Annotated in this window: 16 protein-coding genes; 7 read left to right on the top strand and 9 right to left on the bottom strand. The window is 71.0% G+C overall.

The features are described 5' to 3' along the window. Nucleotides 1–6 precede the first annotated feature (6 nt). The 6 genes from ACFP2T_RS19940 to ACFP2T_RS19915 form a co-directional block, all read right to left on the bottom strand. A complete protein-coding gene (locus ACFP2T_RS19940; RefSeq protein WP_377423997.1) occupies nucleotides 7–234 on the bottom strand; it encodes a hypothetical protein in 228 nt (75 codons plus the stop codon). A 92-nt stretch (nucleotides 235–326) separates the two neighbouring features. After that, complete coding sequence (locus tag ACFP2T_RS19935; protein ID WP_377423994.1) at nucleotides 327–788, bottom strand: hypothetical protein; 462 nt, start codon at nucleotides 786–788, stop codon at nucleotides 327–329. A 139-nt stretch (nucleotides 789–927) separates the two neighbouring features. After that, nucleotides 928–2514 (bottom strand): alpha/beta hydrolase, encoded by a 1587-nt coding sequence (locus tag ACFP2T_RS19930; RefSeq protein WP_377423991.1) that lies wholly within the window; start codon nucleotides 2512–2514, stop codon nucleotides 928–930. Nucleotides 2515–2781: 267 nt separating this feature from the next. Further along, complete coding sequence (locus tag ACFP2T_RS19925; RefSeq protein ID WP_377423989.1) at nucleotides 2782–4185, bottom strand: glycoside hydrolase family 10 protein; 1404 nt, start codon at nucleotides 4183–4185, stop codon at nucleotides 2782–2784. Between the two features lie 724 nt (nucleotides 4186–4909). Beyond that, nucleotides 4910–6190 (bottom strand): RNA polymerase sigma factor, encoded by a 1281-nt coding sequence (locus tag ACFP2T_RS19920; protein ID WP_377423987.1) that lies wholly within the window; start codon nucleotides 6188–6190, stop codon nucleotides 4910–4912. Beyond that, on the bottom strand, nucleotides 6187–6531 hold the full coding sequence (locus ACFP2T_RS19915) for a YciI family protein (RefSeq protein WP_377423985.1): 345 nt from the start codon (nucleotides 6529–6531) through the stop codon (nucleotides 6187–6189). Before ACFP2T_RS19915 ends, ACFP2T_RS19920 begins: the two co-directional genes overlap by 4 nt. A 447-nt stretch (nucleotides 6532–6978) precedes the next feature. Here ACFP2T_RS19915 and ACFP2T_RS19910 point away from each other — a divergent pair, with 447 nt between their 5' ends. From ACFP2T_RS19910 to ACFP2T_RS19890, 5 genes are all read left to right on the top strand, one after another. After that, nucleotides 6979–7803, top strand: a complete 825-nt coding sequence (locus ACFP2T_RS19910; protein ID WP_377423983.1) for an RraA family protein — start codon at nucleotides 6979–6981, stop codon at nucleotides 7801–7803. A 52-nt stretch (nucleotides 7804–7855) separates the two neighbouring features. Continuing rightward, nucleotides 7856–8860: a mannonate dehydratase gene (locus tag ACFP2T_RS19905; RefSeq protein ID WP_377423981.1), complete on the top strand. Its 1005-nt coding sequence runs from the start codon at nucleotides 7856–7858 to the stop codon at nucleotides 8858–8860. A 1-nt stretch (nucleotide 8861) separates the two neighbouring features. After that, entirely contained in the window at nucleotides 8862–9707 is an 846-nt protein-coding gene (locus tag ACFP2T_RS19900; RefSeq protein ID WP_377423979.1) for an NAD-dependent epimerase/dehydratase family protein, read from the top strand. A gap of 77 nt (nucleotides 9708–9784) precedes the next feature. Further along, entirely contained in the window at nucleotides 9785–10393 is a 609-nt protein-coding gene (locus ACFP2T_RS19895) for an ArsR/SmtB family transcription factor (protein WP_377423977.1), read from the top strand. Between the two features lie 56 nt (nucleotides 10394–10449). Then, entirely contained in the window at nucleotides 10450–11208 is a 759-nt protein-coding gene (locus tag ACFP2T_RS19890; protein ID WP_377423974.1) for an SRPBCC family protein, read from the top strand. On the opposite strand, the gene ACFP2T_RS19885 is transcribed toward ACFP2T_RS19890, so the two are convergent. Further along, a complete protein-coding gene (locus ACFP2T_RS19885; RefSeq protein WP_377423972.1) occupies nucleotides 11186–11668 on the bottom strand; it encodes a MerR family transcriptional regulator in 483 nt (160 codons plus the stop codon). The genes ACFP2T_RS19890 and ACFP2T_RS19885 overlap by 23 nt on opposite strands. 55 nt (nucleotides 11669–11723) lie before the next feature. Here ACFP2T_RS19885 and ACFP2T_RS19880 point away from each other — a divergent pair, with 55 nt between their 5' ends. Then, on the top strand, nucleotides 11724–12701 hold the full coding sequence (locus ACFP2T_RS19880; RefSeq protein WP_377423970.1) for an SDR family NAD(P)-dependent oxidoreductase: 978 nt from the start codon (nucleotides 11724–11726) through the stop codon (nucleotides 12699–12701). A gap of 50 nt (nucleotides 12702–12751) precedes the next feature. Further along, nucleotides 12752–13537 carry a protein phosphatase 2C domain-containing protein gene (locus ACFP2T_RS19875; RefSeq protein WP_377424497.1) on the top strand — a complete coding sequence of 262 codons (786 nt, stop codon included), beginning with the start codon at nucleotides 12752–12754 and terminating at the stop codon, nucleotides 13535–13537. An 84-nt stretch (nucleotides 13538–13621) separates the two neighbouring features. Here the strand turns inward: ACFP2T_RS19875 and ACFP2T_RS19870 are convergent, their stop codons facing one another. Together ACFP2T_RS19870 and ACFP2T_RS19865 are read right to left on the bottom strand one after the other, a co-directional pair. Further along, a complete protein-coding gene (locus tag ACFP2T_RS19870) occupies nucleotides 13622–16162 on the bottom strand; it encodes an ABC transporter permease (protein WP_377423968.1) in 2541 nt (846 codons plus the stop codon). Continuing rightward, nucleotides 16159–16941, bottom strand: a complete 783-nt coding sequence (locus ACFP2T_RS19865) for an ABC transporter ATP-binding protein (RefSeq protein WP_377423965.1) — start codon at nucleotides 16939–16941, stop codon at nucleotides 16159–16161. Before ACFP2T_RS19865 ends, ACFP2T_RS19870 begins: the two co-directional genes overlap by 4 nt. Nucleotides 16942–17020: the final 79 nt, after the last annotated feature.

Raw genomic sequence — 17020 nt, 5'->3', positions numbered from 1 at the left:
GCCGACTCAGCGGGCGCCGACCGGGACGTTGCTGATAGCCGCCAGCAACTCCTGTGCGCGTTGGGCCCGGTCGATGTCCTCGCGCTGGATGCGCTCGATGAACTGCCGGATGTCGTCGTGACCCTCGGCGTCGCTCTTGTACCGTTCGTACACCTGACCGCCCTTGAGGGCGTGGTACTGGATCGAGACCAGGTCGTAGACGATGTTGTCGGCGTGGCCGTGGATCTTACCCATGCTGGTTCCCCTTCCTTGACCGTTCGCTCCGGCTACCCCTTTGCTCGGGCGTTAGGCCCGACGACGTGCAGGTCAGCCCCCAATCCGAGGGGTCAGTCCGCGAGCGGCCAGGGTGCGGCGGCCACCACCGTTCCGTACAACAGGTGGTCGGCGAGCAGGGCCAGTTGCTCCCGGGTGCCGTGCCGGCGCTGGTCGATGCCGAACACCGGGGAGACACCGGCCTCGAACACGGCCCAGAAGACGAAGCCGTACACCGGGCCGATCCAGCCCCGCCGGCGGATGCGCCGGGGCAGCAGCCCGAAGAGCACCCCACCGGCCGCGCCGTAGGTCCAGTGGACGAGTTCGACCAGGGCCGGGCGGCGATGCACCGGCACCCGGCGGAACAGGTTCGGCGCGGTCTGCAGCAGCATCGACTCGGGCGGCGTCCGCTGTACGAGTTCCAGGGCGGTGGTCACCTGGCGGAAGCCGGACATGGCCATCGCGGCGACCCCGCCACGGGCGCCACCGCGCACCACCGCTGCCACGAGGGCGTGCCGTCGTCGTGGGTCGGTCACCTCGGCTCCTTCCCCGACCGCCACTCCCAGCCGTCGCTCGTGCCACGGCTACCCCGGGACGGCGCCGGGAAACCGGGCGGTGCGAGGAACCGGGCGGTGCGAGGAACCGGAACCCGGCCCCCCGCACCGTTGTGAACGGTCAGGACCGGGCGCTCGACCAGGTGGGGCCGGACGGTGGGGCGGAAGACGGGCCCCGGGTCGCGGGGGCCGGCTGCGTCGGCGGTGCGGCGGCCCGGCAGGAGGCACCGGCCGGCGGGAGCTGCCGGTCGATCAGGTACCGGTCGACGTGGCCGACGGTGCAGGGCGTACGCAGGTAGGCGCCGTGCCCCGCGCCCTCGTAGCTGACGAGCCGGCCCCTGCCTCCCAACTGGTCGGCGACGTTCACCGCCCAGCGGTGCGGGGTGGCCGGATCGATCCTGGAATTGATCAGCAACAGTGGCACCGAAGTGCGCACCCGCAGCCGGTGCTGCGGATTGTGCACCTTGCCGTCCCAGCCGGCGCAGAACATCGTGGGCTCGACGGCGCCCACCGACATCCGCAGCCGGGGTGCGGCAGCCCTGGAGATCTCGAGGTAGCGGGCCAGTTCGGCATCGTCGTCGACGGGCAGGGACCAGTCCTGGCAGAACACCGGGAAGGGGTGCTCGGTCACCGGTGGTCCGGGCGCCGGTGTCGGGGGCGCCGCTCCGGTCCCGGGCGACTTCCACGCGCCCTCGGCGGACGGCGGCGTGGACCTGGCGAGCGTGTCCAGCCGGCCGGCCAGACCGGGCCAGTCCGGCCCGTAGAGGTGGCGGAACGCCTCGCCGCTCAGGTCGAACCAGGACAGCCTGGTGCCGCGAGCCGGATCGACCAGGGTGCCGATCTCGGCCCGGCGCATCAGGTCGTCGTAGACGGCGCCGACATCCTGACCGTGTAGCGCGCAGGATCCGGTCCGGCCGCACCACGCGACGAACTCGTCGAACGAGTCCTCGACACCGGCCGCCTGGTCACGCAGGAATGCCGCGGTCCCCACGCTGTGGTCCAGCACGCTGTCCAGCGCCATCGCCCGGACCCGATCCGGAAAGCGCTCCGCGTACGTCTGGCCGAGCAGGGTGCCGTAGGACACGCCGTAGAAGCTGATCCGCCGTTCGCCGAGGGCGGCCCGGATGGCGTCCACGTCGCGGGCCACACTCTCCGTGTCGACGTGGTCGAACAGCGGACCGGTGCGTGCCCGGCAGTCGTCGTAGAGCCGGTGGTTGAAGGCGATCCGCTGGGCGTACTCCACCTCGCCGGCCGGTACGGGAAAGGGCTGCTGGGCGAGCAAGGAGTTCGAGCAGACCGCTCGGCTGCTCCGCGCCACGCCGCGCGCGTCGAAACCGATGACGTCGAACCGCCGGAGGATCTCCGGGCTGAGGTGCTGACCGGCCTCGGCGACGTGATCCACCCCGGACAGGCCGGGGCCGCCCGTGCCGAACACCAGCGGGCCGATTCGGGCCCGGGGATCGCTCGCGGCCCGCCTGGTTATCGCCAGCGGAAAGGTCGCCCCGTTCGGCCGGTCCCAGTCGATCGGAAGGTCGAGTGTGGCGCACCGTAGTCCGGCCTCGTTCGGACGATCAGGGCACGACTTCCAGTCGACGGAATGGGCCCGCCAACCGCTCGGTCCGATGTGGGCCGTGCGGCTGGTTCCGTCGCCGGCGGAGGCGGCCGTCGCGGCCGTGGAACCGAGCAGGACCACGACGACTGTTCCCATACCGACGGCAACCCGGATTGGTATTCGCATGAAGGGGCAACTCCATTCCATGATGGATGAGCTGCCGCACATTCGAGCACGCGCCGGGTCCGGCGAGAGGTAACCGCCACCGGTGCCGGGGTGATCTCCGGGATGACCCTGAGCATGACCGTCCTGACTGCTGGGAGATCGCCCTTACGACGGACGGTCGCCATTTACCCGAATGAAAGGTGCGGAGGACCGTCGTGGTCCTCCGCACCCCGGGGCCGTGCGTGGGTGTTGCGTGGGTCAGCTAGCGGTACAGGATGGTGTCATTCCCGTTCCGCTGCCGGAGCCCTGGAAACCGAACTCGGTCGACTGTCCGGCGGCGATCCGGCCGTTGTAGGCCACGTTGGTGAAGGTGACCGCGCCACTGTTGCCGCTGCGGTTAGTGTTCCAGGCGTTGGTGACCGTGGCACCGGACGGCAGCGTCACGCCGACCGACCAGCCGTTGGTGCCCGACGAACCGGCTGTCACCCGTACCGTGGCCACGAAGCCGCCGGTCCAGGAGTTCAGCGACACCGAGGCCGTACAGCCGGCGCCGCCACCACCGGGCGTGGTCGTCGGGGGGATCGGCGGGGTGGTCGGGTTGCCGGTCGGTCCGCCGGTCGGCGGGGTCGTCGTCGGCGGCGTGGGCGTGGTGCCGTTGTTCAGGGCGGAGAGCACCGCGTCGTACGCGGGCTTCTTGTTACCGCTGCCGTCGAAGAGGAGCGGGGTGCCGCTGGCCCGCCACGAGTCGGTGTCCCGGATGCCCCAGACGGTGATGCCGGTGCAGCGCGCGACGGCGAGGCAGTCGTTGACCACGTTGCGGTAGGTGTTCGCCTGGGTGGTGCCGGAGCCCTCGATGTCGAGTTCGGTGATCTGTACGTCGACGCCGAGCGCGGCGAAGCTGGACAGCGTGGTCCGGTAGTTGCTCGGGTACGGGGAACCGCTGTTGAAGTGGGACTGCAGGCCGACGCAGTCGATCGGCACGCCCCGGGTCTTGAAGTCCTGGACCATCCGGTAGACGGCCTGGGTCTTGTCCCAGGTCCAGTTGTCGGTGTTGTAGTCGTTGTAGCAGAGCTTGGCGTTCGGGTCGGCGGCGTCCGCGGCCCGGAAGGCGGCCTCGATCCAGTCGTTGCCGGTGCGCTGGAGGTTGGAGTCGCGGCGGGCGCCACCGTTTCCGTCGGCGAACGCCTCGTTCACGACGTCCCAGGCGACGACCTGACCCCGGAAGTGGGTGGCGACCTGGGTGACGTGGTTGAGCATGGCGGAGCGCAGGGCGCTACCGCTCATGTTCTGCATCCAGCCCGGTTGCTGCGAGTGCCAGGCCAGGGTGTGGCCGCGGACCTGCATGTTACGGCTGCGGGCGTGGCTGACGAGCCGGTCGGCGTTGGTGTAGTTGAACTGGTTCTGCTGCGGCTCGAGGGCGTCCTGCTTCATTTCGTTCTCGGCGGTCACGCTGTTGAACTCGCGGTTCAGGATCGTGACGTACGCGTTGTCGCTGAGCTTGTTCACGGCCACCGCCGTGCCGAAGTAACGGCCCCGCTCCGCCGCCGACGCACCGAGCGTCGTCGCGGCGCTGGCGGAGGGCGCGAAGGTGATCGCCACACCAGCGGCGAGGACGCCTACCGCGAGCGACACCAGCGCGGCGCGCGGTCCTCGTCTCGCCATCGGGCGCCATCTGTCATGGACGGTTTCGCTGCTCATAACCTGTTGCCTCTCGGTTCCTGATGTTGATGGTGGGGGTGCGTATCGAGCTACCGCCTGCCGTGGTGACGGCTCAGCAGGCGGTGTCCGCGTGGCCGACCAACCCGGGTCGCCAGGACAGTTGGGGGTAGGTGCCTCCGGCCGATGGGTCCTCCTCATGGCTGGCTCGGGTCGGGCGAGGTGGAGTACGACGGCACACCTGGCTGGTGGACCAGATCCCACCGGTCTCTGCGGTCGTGGCGCTGGCGCAGCCACGGCGCGGCCCGGTACCCGGCGCCGACCGCCGAGGCGGTGTCCGGCTGGAGGTGGGTGCCTCCGGCGCCAGCAGGACGTGAGCCCGTCTCACTGACATGAGACTCCGATCAGGCAACGACAATCTTACCGTCCGACATCGACACTATTCGATTTTGAAGGTTAACGGAAACATTCCGAAACTTCAATGACGGAACTCTAGCTGCATCGATGCCTGGTGGCATGTCGATGGGTCCGGGGGAGGCGCGCGCTCACTCGTTCCTCGACGCTCAATGCCTGGTCAAGAGCTTTGGTGACCGAAAATCACCACTTCATTGGCGGAGAGTGACTCGGCGAAACTTTCCGAAAACACTTCACACCGGCGGTGATCGGTCCACCGTGGGCGAACACCGATATAGAGCCAGGAATGGCACCGAGCCAGCCATGTCGTAGTCAACTAGTTCCCTTCCTCGACGGCCGCGAGCCGGCGTCGCAGAAACGCCCGTTCCGGCTCGTTGCCCACCAGGTCGAGCGCCCGGCGGTACGCCACCGAGGCCTCGGCCCGGCGGCCCAGCCGGCACAGCAGGTCCGCGCGGGCGGCCGGCAGCAGGTGGTACGCGTCCAGCCGACCGCTCCGGTCGAGCGCGTCGAGCAGTACGAGCCCGGCCGCCGGCCCGTCGCGCAGGGCGACCGCCACCGCCCGGTTCAGTTCCACAAGTGGGGAGGGAGCGACCCGGGCCAGCACGTCGTAGAGCGCCAAGACCTGGGGCCAGTCCGTGGTGGCCACGTCGGCGGCCTCGTTGTGCAGTGCGGCGATGGCGGCCTGTAGGGCGTACGGGCCGGGCAGGCGACCGGACGGCGTCTCCGCGCTCAGGGCGCGTACCACGAGTTGCCGGCCCTCCTCGACCTGTTCGCGGTCCCAGCGCGTACGGTCCTGCTCGTCGAGGAGGACGAGCTCGCCCTCGGGGGTGGTCCGGGCGGCCCGGCGCGCGTCCACCAGGAGCAGCAGCGCGAGCAGTCCCGTGACCTCCCGTTCCCGGGGCAGCAGCCGGTGCAGGAGCCGGGCCAGCCGGATCGCCTCGGCGGCGAGGTCGGTGCGGACCAGGTCCGGCCCACCGCTCGCCGCGTACCCCTCGGTGAAGATCAGGTAGATCACCCGGAGGACGCCGGGCAGCCGACCCGGTAGTTCGTCGACGTCCGGCACCCGGAACGGAATCCGTGCCTCCCGGATCTTCTTCTTCGCCCGCGCGATCCGCTGGGCCATCGTCGGTACGGGCACCAGGAACGCCCGCGCCACCTCGGGGGTGGAGAGCCCGGCCAGGCACCGCAGGGTCAGTGCGATCCGGGCCTCGCCGGCCAGCGCCGGGTGGCAGCAGGTGAAGAAGAGTCGCAGCCGCTCGTCCGGGACATCGCCGTCGCCGTCGCCGTCGCCCGAGGGCGTCGCCGCCGGGCCGTCCCGGACGGCCTCGGCCTGGAGTACGGCCAGCCGGACGGCGTACGCCCGATCGCGGCGGAGCCGGTCGACGGCGCGGCGGCGGGCGGTGGTGAGCAGCCAGGCCGCCGGGCGGCTCGGCACACCCTGGACCGGCCAGTGCAGCAGCGCGGCCTCGATGGCGTCCGAGGCGACCTCCTCGGCGAGATCCAGGTCGCCGAACTGCCGGACGAGACTGGCGAGCAGTCGGCCGTGTTCCTCCCGGAAGACGGTCTCGACGGTGTCCCGGCCGTCCGCCCCGGTCACGGCTCCTCGAACTCCATGATCGGTCGAACCTCGACCTTCCCGTTCCGCGCGCCCGGACAGCGGGCGGCCCAGTCGACGGCCGAGTCGAGGTCCGGCAGGTCGACCAGGTAGTAGCCACCGAGGATCTCGCGGGTTTCCGCGAACGGTCCGTCGGTCACGGTACGGGCACCGTCCGCGCCGACCTGCACCGTCGTCGCGGTGCCGGTGCCCTGGAGGGCGTTGCTGGCGACCAGCGCGCCGACGTCGGCGAGCGCCCTGTCGTACGCCCAGTAGGCATCGATCTCCGACTGGTCGGAGTCGGGCGCGGTCGCGTCGATGTAGATCAGGAACATGTACCTCATGTCGGTTCCGTCCGTTCGTCCGGTGCCGCAGGGGGCCTGCCGCACAGGATGACGACGAACGGTGCCACCGGGAATCGACAACCCGGCACAGACTTTCTCGGTGGGGCACCGATCCGAGCGCCCGGCCCTGCCGGTGCCCGGCGCGGAACCGACGGCCCGAAAGCCTGAATCGGTTAAGTCAGCGCTCCGCGCTCCCCGGACACCGAATGCGCCGCTCGCTCGCCCTCCCGGGCAACTGGCGTCGCGCTCGTGCTCATTGCGCCGAGCACGGCCCTGTCGCATTGTCAATCTTGATCTCCTGGTGACCCCATGGTTCTCTGGAGTTCTTCACTTAAACGTTTCATCAGACCCCGGGAACTGATCGGCGATGATGGATCGGTGCCGGAGCGCGGATCAGGTGTCGACCGGTAGCGGAACGGCCTTGGACAGCAGCACGGGAGGTACGACATGCGGGTGCACCCGACCCGACAGGAGATGATCGAGCTGACCGGTGCGTGGCGGGGCGACCGGTTCGACGACGGTCGTCCCCGGGTGCCGGACGACGTGCTCAAGCGACTGCGCGAGGCCACCACCGAACAGGCGTGGAGCGTGCTGCTGGACAACGGCTATCCGCGACAGTTCGCGGGCGGCTGGCGGCAGACCCATCCCGGCACCATCCTGGTCGGACGGGCGGTGACCTCGCAGTTCCTGCCGCACCGGCCGGACTACGACGCGGTGGTGGTGGCGGCCGGCGCCCGCGAGGGGCACCTGGAGCCCGACCGGCAGAACTCCTGGATCATCGAGTCCCTCCAGGAGGGCGATGTCATGGTCACCGACATCTTCGGCAAGGTCGTCGAGGGGACCGTCATCGGCGACAACCTCGGTACGGCGGTGGCCACCCGGACCCACGCCGGTGCGGTGATCGACGGCGGCATCCGCGACTTCCAGGGCCTGACCGGGCTGGAGCGGGTCAACATCTTCTTCCGCGACGTCGACCCGACCCCGATCCGCGACGTCGTCCTCGCCGGGATCAACATCCCGGTACGGATCGGCGGCGCCACCGTACTGCCCGGGGACGTCGTACTCGGCACGCCGAGCGGGCTCAGCTTCATTCCCGCGCACCTCGCGGTACGGGTCGCCGAGGTCAGCGACGACATCCGGGTACGGGACGTGTTCGGCAAGCTGCGGCTCGCCGAGCGCGCCTACACCAGCGCGGAGATCGACGTGCCGACCTGGGCCGGGCACATCGAGCAGGACTTCCAGCAGTGGAAGCGCGACGCGGATCCGGGCTGAGTCGCCGGCGCCGGAGCCGTCGACCCTGGCCACCTCGATCCTGGGAGTCACCATGATCAAAATTGCCGAGATGCTGCCTCTGGACCACTCGGCGCACCAGCTCTGGCGGGTCATCCGGCAGGCCGGCGTCCGGCACGCGGTCGGCGGACTGCCACCCGCCGCCGGTCTCTCCCCGGGCGAGAAGCCCTGGGACTACCTGCCGCTGCTCCGACTCAAGCAGCAGTACGAGAGCTTCGGGTTCCGGCTGGCGGTGCTGGAGAACCGGCCGCCCTACAACCTGGCGAAGCGCGGGCTGCCCGGCCGCGACGAGGAGATCGACGCGATCTGCGTCCTGATCGAGAACATGGGGCGGCTGGGCATCCCGGTCTGGTGCTACGAGTGGATGGCCGATTTCAACTGGCTGCGTACCAACACCGCGATCGAGTCCCGGGGCGGCTCGCTGGTCAGCGGGTACGACCACGCCCTGCTCGCCGACGCCCCGCCGGCCGAACTCGGCCCGCTGAGCGAGGACGAGCTGTGGGCCAACCTGGAATACTTCCTGCGCCGGGTGGTCCCGGTCGCGGAACGCTGGAACGTGCGGCTGGCCATGCACCCCGACGATCCGCCGCTGTCGCCGATCCGGGGCGTCGGGCGCGTCATGCGCAGCGTCGAGAACTACGAACGGCTGCTCGACCTGGTGCCCAGCCCGGTCAACGGGATCACCCTGTGCCAGGGCAACTTCCGGCTGATGACCGACGACATCCCGGCCGTCATCCGCCGGTTCGGGGACAGGATCTTCTTCGTACACCTGCGGGACGTCCGGGGCACGGCGCGGAAGTTCGAGGAGACCTGGCACGACGACGGACCCACCGACCTGCTGGAGTGCCTGCGCGCGTACCGTGAGGTGGGCTTCGACGGGGTGTTACGCCCCGACCACGTGCCCACGGTGGACGGTGACAGCAACGACCGTCCCGGATACTCGATCTTCGGCCGGCTCTTCGCGGTCGGCTACCTGCGCGGACTCCAGCAGGCCGCGTACGCCGACGTGCCGGTCGGGGAGCGGGACGGGGAGTGGTGAGATGCGGATAGCGGTGACCGGCGGCGCCGGCAGGGTCGGGCGGGCCGTGGTCGGGCTGGCGTTGGCCGAGGGCCACACCGTCGTGGAGATCGACCGACCGGAGGTCGCGGCCGGCGCCGGTGAGCCGCCACCCGATCTGGTACGCCGGCCCGCCGACGTCACCGCCTATCCCGAACTGCTGCGGGCGCTGGCCGGCTGCGACGCCCTCGTGCACCTCGCCGCGCATCCGAAGCCGTGGGACCGACCCGACCACGTGGTGCACAACGAGAACGTGACCGCCAGTTACAACGCGCTGCGTGCCGCCGCCGAACTCGGAATCGAGCGGATCTGCCTGGCCTCTAGCGTCAACGCCATCGGCGGCGGATACAGCCGGAACCCCCGCTTCGACTACTTTCCGCTGGACGAGCGGCACCCCAGCTACAACGAGGATCCGTACAGCCTGTCGAAGTGGATCGTCGAGGCCCAGGCGGACAGCTTCGCCCGCCGGTACGAGAACCTGACGATCGCCAGCCTGCGCCTGCACGCCGTACTGGCCAACCGGCCGGCGACCCCGCCGGACCGGGTTCACTCCGACTTCGCCGTCCGGGACCTGTGGGGTTACACGCTGTCCCGGCCGGCGGCCCGGGCCTGCCTGCTCGCCCTCACCGCCGACTTCACCGGCCACGAGGTCTTCTACATCGTGGCGCCGCGGACCTGGCACCCCCGGCCCACCGTGGAACTGTGCCGGGAGCACTATCCGGAGGTGCCGATCCGCGGCGAACTGCGGGGCAACCAGGCGCTCTACGACTGCACGAAGGCCGAGCGGCTGCTCGGCTGGTGCCACGACGACGACGGCCCGGCTCGCTGATCCCGCCGAGCCGGGGCGGGCATGCCGACAGCTCCGTTTTTCTTGACAACATCTCTTGTCGGTGGGACGCTGGGCCCATGTTCGACATCGCAGTGATCGAGGATCCGGCGGCGGCCGAGGCGTCGCTGGACCCGATGCGGGCCCGGCTGCTCGCCGAGCTCGCCGAGCCCGCATCCGCAACGATGCTCGCCGCCCGGGTCGGGCTGGCCCGGCAGAAGGTCAACTACCACCTTCGGGCCCTGGAGCAGCACGGGCTGATCGAGCTGGTCGAGGAGCGGCGCAAGGGCAACGTCACCGAGCGAGTGATGCGGGCCACCGCCGCGTCGTACGTCATCTCGCCGGTCGCGCTCTCCGCCGTCCGGCCCATCGCGGCCCAGCCGCCGGACCGGTTGTCGGCGCGCTGGCTGCTGGCGGTCGCCGCCCGACTCGTCCAGGACGTCGGCTCCCTGATCACCGGGGCGGACCGGGCCAAGAAGCGGGTCGCGACGTTCGCGATCGACGCCCAGGTGCGGTTCGCCTCCGCGACCGACCGGGCCGCGTTCGCCGAGGAGTTGGCCACGACGCTCACCGCCCTGGTCGGCAGGTACCACGACGAGTCCGCGTCCGGCGGCCGCGAGCACCGGGTGGTGATCGCACTGCACCCGAACGTCACCCCGCCCAGCGACAACACCACACCGACCGAGTAGCGCCGGCCCGGACGCCGGCCGGCACCGCCGAAGAGACGAACTGGAGAAAAGTCACTGTGGGACACAAGTTCGAGATGCGCAAGGACATCGAGCTGGATGCGACTCCGGAGCAGGTCTGGGAGGCGATCGCCACCGGTCCCGGTGTCGACTCCTGGTTCATGGGCCGCACCGAGGTGACGCCGGGCGAGGGCAGCCGGGGCAGCTTCACCATCGCCGGAACCACCGAGGAGATGACGGTGACCGGCTGGGAGCCGGCCAAGCGGTTCGCGTACCGCTCCGACCCGGGGCCGGACGATGCCTTCATGGCCATGGAATGGCTCATCGAGGGGCGTGACCAGGGCAGCACCGTGTTGCGCCTGGTGCAGAGCGGGGTCCTCGGCGACAACTGGGAGACCGAGTACGAGGCGATGCAGGTCGGCTGGAACATGTACCTGTCCACCCTGGCGGCGTACCTGACGCACTTCCCCGGCCGGTCCGGCGCGCCGGTCGCCGCGTACCGGCCCGGTGCCGGCGAGCCGGACCGGGTGTGGACGGCCGTGGCCTCGGCGTTCGGCATCACCGGCCCGGTCACCGAGGGCGCGCCGGCCCGGCTCCACATCGACGGGCTGCCGCCGATCGACGGCGTCGTCGACCTCGCCTGCCTGCCCACGTACCTCGGGGTGCGCACCTCCGACGCGCTCTACCGGTTCATCCACTCCGGAACGGACCGGGGCAACGTCCTGGTGCTCGGCCACCACCTCTTCGCCGACGACCAGGATCCGGCGCGGGCCGAGCAGGCCTGGCAGGAGTGGGTCACCCGCCTACCGATCGGCTGACGGCTGGCGGAACCGGCCCGTCCGTCCCGGACGGAAGGGCCGGTTCGGCTGACGGAGTGCTCCAGAGGTTGCCGGCGGTACCCCGGGACAGGTGCGCCTCGTAGACCTCGACCTTGTTCCTGATCAGGTCGAGACACTCGTGGAGTTCCGCGATCTGGTCGAGGATCCGTTGCTGGTGACGGCGCAGCAGTTCCAGGCGCTCGTCCTCGTTGCCCGGCCCCTGACCGACCAGCTCGGCGAGGCGGCGGATCGTGGCCAGCGGCATTCCGGACGCGCGGAACTTCGTACAGTTGGAGAGCCACTGCACGTCCCACTCGCTGTAGACGCGACGGCCGTTGGTCCTCCGTCGTACCTCGGTGGCGAGCAGTCCCTCACGTTCGTAGAGCCGGAGGGTGTGCACGCTCAAGCCGGTCCGTTCCGCGACCTGCCCGATGCTCAGTTCCGCCGCGGTGTCGCGCATGACGCGGAGCATACGCGTTGACCTAGACCACGCTCCAGCATCTAGCTTCGCTCCCATGGATGCGTCGCAGGTCAACAATGGTTCGACGTTCGGTGCCCGAAGCACGGCGGTGGAGGTGCTGCGGGGGATCGACCTCTCCGGGAAGACCGCCCTCGTCACCGGCGGCTATTCGGGCCTCGGGCTGGAGACGACCCGGGCGCTCGCCGGTGCCGGCGCCCGGGTCGTCGTCCCCGCGCGGCGACGGGCGACCGCCGAAACGGCGCTCGACGGAATCGACGGCGTCGAGGTCGACGAGCTGGACCTGTCCGACCTCGCCAGTGTCGGTGGATTCGCGGAACGGTTCCTGAAGTCCGATCGCGACATCGACATCGTCATCAACAATGCCGGGATCATGGCCTGCCCCCAGACCCAGGTCGGTCCGGGCTGGGAGGCACAGTTCGCCGTCAACCACCTTGGACACTACGCGCTCGTCAATCTGCTCTGGGCGTCGATCGCGCGTACCGGCGCCGCCCGCGTCGTGGCGGTCTCCTCGGGGGTCGGCCCGGTGTCGGCGATGCGCTGGGACGACCCGCACTTCGCGCGCGGCTACGACAAGTGGCAGGCGTACGCCCAGGCGAAGGAGGCGAACAGGCTGTTCGCGGCGCGGCTCGACGTACTCGGTCGGGACGTCGGGGTGCGCGCGTTCTCGGTGCATCCCGGATACATCCTCACCCCGCTGCAACGCCACCTCGCGACGGCGGAGATGGTCGCCGCCGGCTGGATCGACGAGCACGGCAACCCGACGAACGCCGAGTTCAAGACGCCGGCCCAGGGCGCGGCGACGCAGGTCTGGGCGGCCACCTCGCCCCAGCTGGCGGGAACGGGCGGGGTGTACTGCAAGGACTGCGCCATCGTCACCCCGGACCCGCCGGGAACGGAGCCCGGCATCGGTGCGCGTACGGCCGACGCGGACGACGCCGTACGCCTGTGGGCGCTGTCCGCCGAACTCACCGGCATCGATGCCTTCGCGTCGCGTACGGGTGCCGGTTGTTAGAGTCGACGCCCTGATCGGCGGGAGGGCGGCGGCAGGACGTGCGGGTGACGATGACGAGCGTCGCGGCGGTACGGACCGGACGGGTGAACGAGGACTTCACCGGCGCCGTACCGACGGCGGCGGTGCTGATCGACGGCGCCGGCATCCCCGGCGCCGAGTCGATCTGCCGACACGGCGTGGCCTGGTACGCCAGCCGCCTGGGAGGCAGCCTGCTCGGCCTCCTGTCACTCGTGCGGGACCGCAGCCTTTCGGCACTGCTTGCCGACGCCATCGAGCAGGTGACGGGCGACCACCGGGACACCTGCGACGTCGCCGATCCCATCAGTCCGTCGGCGACGGTGGCCATCCTGCGCCTGTCCGACGGTCTCGTCGAGCATCTGGTGCTCGGTGACTCCGTCCTCGTACTCGACCGGGCGGACGGTGCGCCGCTGGTCGTCTCCGACCCCCGGGAGGTGGTCATCAGCCGGTCGTACCAGGCCGCGCTCGGGGCCACCGTCGAGGGTGGCGACGAGTACCACCGACTTCTCCGGGAGCTGCGCGCCAACCGGAACCGGCCGGGCGGCTTCTGGGTGGCCAAGGACGACCCGGGGGCGGCGGACGAGGCGATCACGGGAAGCTGTCCGGTCTCCGAGCTGACCGGTGCCGTACTGCTCAGCAATGGGGCCAGCCGCATCGTGGACCGGTTCCGGCTCGCCGACTGGCCAGGGGTCATGGCCGTCCTGGCGTCGAGCGGACCCGCCGAGATCATCCGTCGGGTCCGGCAGGCGGAGGCCCGCCACGCGGTGCCGGCGGACGATGCGACGATCGCGCACTGTACCGACCTCGGCGCGGGATGACCGGCGGCATCGGAGCGTACCGCCGACGGCACCGACCACGACGGCGTCGATCCTGTCGGCGTCGGCAGTAGCGGTGAGCTGCTCCTACTCGTACGCCAACGCGCGGAGCACGTCGAGCCGGGCGGCCCGGACCGCCGGCAGTATCGCGGCGACCACCCCGATCACCGCGCCGGCCAGCAGGTAGGTCGCCATGAAGGTCCAGGGCAGCGCGAGCCGGTCGACGCCCTCGTCGGCCAGGGCGCGGACCACGGCCGCGCCGATGCCCGTCCCGACCACCACGCCGAGCAGGGCCCCGAACGTCGAGATCAGCACCGCCTCCACGGTCACCATCCGGACCGCCTGCCGCCGGCTCAGCCCGATCGCGCGGAGCAGCCCCAACTCCCGGGTCCGTTCCAGCCCGGACAGGGCGAGGGTGTTCACGATGCCCAGCACGGCGATCAGCATCGCCAGCGCCAACAGCGCCTGCACCATCAGCAGGATCGAGTCGAAGCCGCTGGTCGCCAGGTCCATCACGCCGGCCGGGTCGGTCACGGTGATCTCCGGGTTGCCGGCCAGCAGCGCGGCGATCTCGCGCCGGATGTCGGCCTCGGGTGCCTCCGGAGCCAGCCGCACGAGTGCCTCCGACGGCTCCCGTACGCGCAGATCGGGCACCACCGAGTCGGACAGGTACCAGCCCGAGCTCCAATCGCCGGCGTAGGTGCCGGCGACGGTCATGGTGCGGCTTCGCCCGCTGCCGAACTCGACGTCCACGGCGGAGCCGATCCGCAGGCCCCGCCGGTTCGCGGTGTCCACGTCCACCAGCACCTGGTCGGGGCCGAGCGAGAACGAGCCGGCCACGGGCGTCACCGCGACCATCGACGGCAGCGCCGACGCGTTGTCGACCGCCGTGACGTGGGTGACGTCGCCGTCGATGACCGCGCCGTCGTGGTACTCGCCGACCACGCCCTGCACGCCCGGCATGGCCCGGATCCGGTCCAGCACCACCCGGTCGAACGTCGGCGGACGCTCGGTGCTCTCGATCCAGGTGATGACGAGGTCCGCGTGGATCTGCTCGGGTGCGGTCGACCTGAGACTGACCGTGGCGGACGTCAGGACGATGTTCAGGCCGGTGACCAGAGCGATCCCGACCATGAGCGCGGCCGCCGTGGTGGCGACCCGGCGCGGGTTGCGGCGGGAGTTGAGCCGGCCGAGCCGGCCGGGTACCGACCAGGAGAAGAGCCGGCCGATCAGGCCCACGGCCGGGCGGGCGACGGCGGGGGTGAGCAGGGCCGCGCCGACGAGGCTCGCCAGGACGCCGCCGAGCACCGGGCCCACGGGCAACTCGTCCGAACCGCCGGCCAGGCCGTATCCCAGGAACGCGACCCCGGCCACCCCGATGACCGCGCCGGCCACGGTCAGCCTGGTGAGCGGGCGGTCCGGGGTGGCCGCCTCCTGCAACATGGCAACCGGTGGGACCCGTGCCGCCCGGACCGCCGGCACCAGGGCCGCCACCACCGTCACCAGCGGGCCGACGGTGAACGCGGCGTACGCGGCGGCGGCCGGCACGCCGAACCCGGCCACGTCCAGCGCGCCGCCGCCGACGCGGTCGAACACCCGGGCCAGCAGTGTGCCGGCGCCGACACCGAGGACCAGCCCGAGCGCCGAGGCGATCAGCCCGATCACCGCCGCCTCCGACAGCACCGATCCGATCACCTGGCGGCGACCGGCGCCGAGGGCCCGCAGCAGTGCCAGTTCCCGGGTCCGCTGGGCGATGATGATCGAGAACGTGTTGAGGATCAGGAAGACGCCGACGAACAGCGCCACCCCGGCGAACCCGAGCAGAATGTCGTTGAGGAAGCCGAGATCCTCCTCGGCCGCGGCGGCCTGCTCCCGGCGCAGCTCCGCGCTCGTACGCACCTCGTAGTCCCCACCGAGCGCCGCGCGCAACTCCTCGCGCAGCGCGGCCGGGGCCACCCCCGGTGCCGCCCGGACGTCGATCGATGAGAACACGCCGGCCCGGCCCAGCATCAGCTCGGCCGCCACCGACCCGTGGAAGGCGATCTCGTGCGCACCGCCGAGGCTGTCCCGGCCGTCGGCGCCGTACTCCAGGATGCCGACCACGGTGAACGCACGCCTGGGTTGAAGGGTCAGCACCCCGACCCGGTCGCCGACATCGAGGTCGCCGCGGTCGGCCAACGCCGCGCTGATCGCGATCTCGTCGGCGTTCACCGGACCGCGTCCGGCGCGCAGCCGGGTCAGGCCGGTCTCGCCGACCCAGTTGGTGCCCAGCCGGGGACGGCCGAGAGTGGTGACCACCTTGCCGTCCGAGCCGATCATCCGGGCGCCGTCCTCGCTCACCAGCCCGGTGACCTCGGCGACGCCGGGCAACGCGGCGGCGCGGTCGACCAGCCCGGCCGGCACCGTCACGGTCGCGGGCGCCTCCGACTCGGTACGCGGCGGCGTGGCCCGGATCCGGACGTCGGTGTCCGCGTACACGTCGGCGTACATGGTGTCGAAGGACCGGCCGAGGGTGTCGGTGAGGACGAGGGCGCCGGAGACGAACATGACGCCGAGGACGACGGCCAGGCCGGTCAGGACCAGGCGCAGTTTGCGGGACAGGATGCCCCGGAGCGTCGCGCGGATCACGGGGTGGCCTCGGCGCTGGTCCGCTGGACGTCGAGGCCCTTGAGCCGGTCGAGGACCGCGTCGGAGGTGGGTTGGCGCATCTCGTCGACGATGCGGCCGTCGGCGAGGAAGATGACGCGGTCGGCGTAGCCGGCGGCGTTGGGGTCGTGGGTGACCAGGACGATGGTCTGGCCGAAGTCGCGTACGGAGTCGCGTAGGAAGCCGAGGACCTCGGCGCCGGAGCGGGAGTCGAGGTTGCCGGTGGGTTCGTCGGCGAAGACGACCTGGGGTCTGGCGACGAGGGCGCGGGCGCAGGCGACGCGTTGTTGTTGGCCGCCGGACAGTTGGCTGGGACGGTGGCGGAGCCGGTCGCCCAGGCCGACGGTGGCGATGACGGACTCGTACCACTGCTTGTCGGGTTTGCGGCCGGCGATGGCCAGGGGCAGGAGGATGTTCTCCTCGGCGGTGAGCGTGGGTAGGAGGTTGAACTGCTGGAAGACGAAGCCGATGCGGTCGCGGCGTAGCCGGGTGAGGCCGGCGTCGGACAGGCCCGTGACCCGGGTGTCGCCGATCTGGACGTGACCACGGGTGACGGAGTCGAGGCCGGCGAGGCAGTGCATGAGGGTGGATTTGCCGGATCCGGAGGGGCCCATGACGGCGGTGAGCTGGCCTCGTTCGAATGCGACGTCGACCCCGCGCAGGGCGACGACCTGAGCCTCGCCGGCGCCGTACACCTTCCACACGTCCGTTGCACGGGCCGCGACCGGAATCGTCGATGCCGTCGTGGGCGTTCTCGTCATGTAGCCAAGCCAACCGGGCGGTGACGGTGGGCACATTGGCGCAGGGTGGAGTCCGCAGGGTATATCCAGCACTACCGTG

The organism is Plantactinospora solaniradicis, from assembly GCF_042658085.1.
In the GTDB taxonomy this organism is placed as follows: domain Bacteria; phylum Actinomycetota; class Actinomycetes; order Mycobacteriales; family Micromonosporaceae; genus Plantactinospora; species Plantactinospora solaniradicis.
This window is presented reverse-complemented; position numbering and strand designations above follow the sequence as displayed.

Excerpts from the sequence above, each read along its gene's own strand:
- ACFP2T_RS19940 (WP_377423997.1), bottom strand. The coding sequence starts at position 234 with ATGGGTAAGATCCACGGCCACGCCGACAACATCGTCTACGACCTGGTC.
- ACFP2T_RS19930 (WP_377423991.1), bottom strand. The coding sequence starts at position 2,514 with ATGGGAACAGTCGTCGTGGTCCTGCTCGGTTCCACGGCCGCGACGGCC.
- ACFP2T_RS19925 (WP_377423989.1), bottom strand. The coding sequence starts at position 4,185 with ATGGCGAGACGAGGACCGCGCGCCGCGCTGGTGTCGCTCGCGGTAGGC.
- ACFP2T_RS19915 (WP_377423985.1), bottom strand. The coding sequence starts at position 6,531 with ATGAGGTACATGTTCCTGATCTACATCGACGCGACCGCGCCCGACTCC.
- ACFP2T_RS19910 (WP_377423983.1), top strand. The coding sequence starts at position 6,979 with ATGCGGGTGCACCCGACCCGACAGGAGATGATCGAGCTGACCGGTGCG.
- ACFP2T_RS19905 (WP_377423981.1), top strand. The coding sequence starts at position 7,856 with ATGATCAAAATTGCCGAGATGCTGCCTCTGGACCACTCGGCGCACCAG.
- ACFP2T_RS19900 (WP_377423979.1), top strand. The coding sequence starts at position 8,862 with ATGCGGATAGCGGTGACCGGCGGCGCCGGCAGGGTCGGGCGGGCCGTG.
- ACFP2T_RS19895 (WP_377423977.1), top strand. The coding sequence starts at position 9,785 with ATGTTCGACATCGCAGTGATCGAGGATCCGGCGGCGGCCGAGGCGTCG.
- ACFP2T_RS19885 (WP_377423972.1), bottom strand. The coding sequence starts at position 11,668 with ATGCGCGACACCGCGGCGGAACTGAGCATCGGGCAGGTCGCGGAACGG.
- ACFP2T_RS19880 (WP_377423970.1), top strand. The coding sequence starts at position 11,724 with ATGGATGCGTCGCAGGTCAACAATGGTTCGACGTTCGGTGCCCGAAGC.
- ACFP2T_RS19875 (WP_377424497.1), top strand. The coding sequence starts at position 12,752 with ATGACGAGCGTCGCGGCGGTACGGACCGGACGGGTGAACGAGGACTTC.
- ACFP2T_RS19865 (WP_377423965.1), bottom strand. The coding sequence starts at position 16,941 with ATGACGAGAACGCCCACGACGGCATCGACGATTCCGGTCGCGGCCCGT.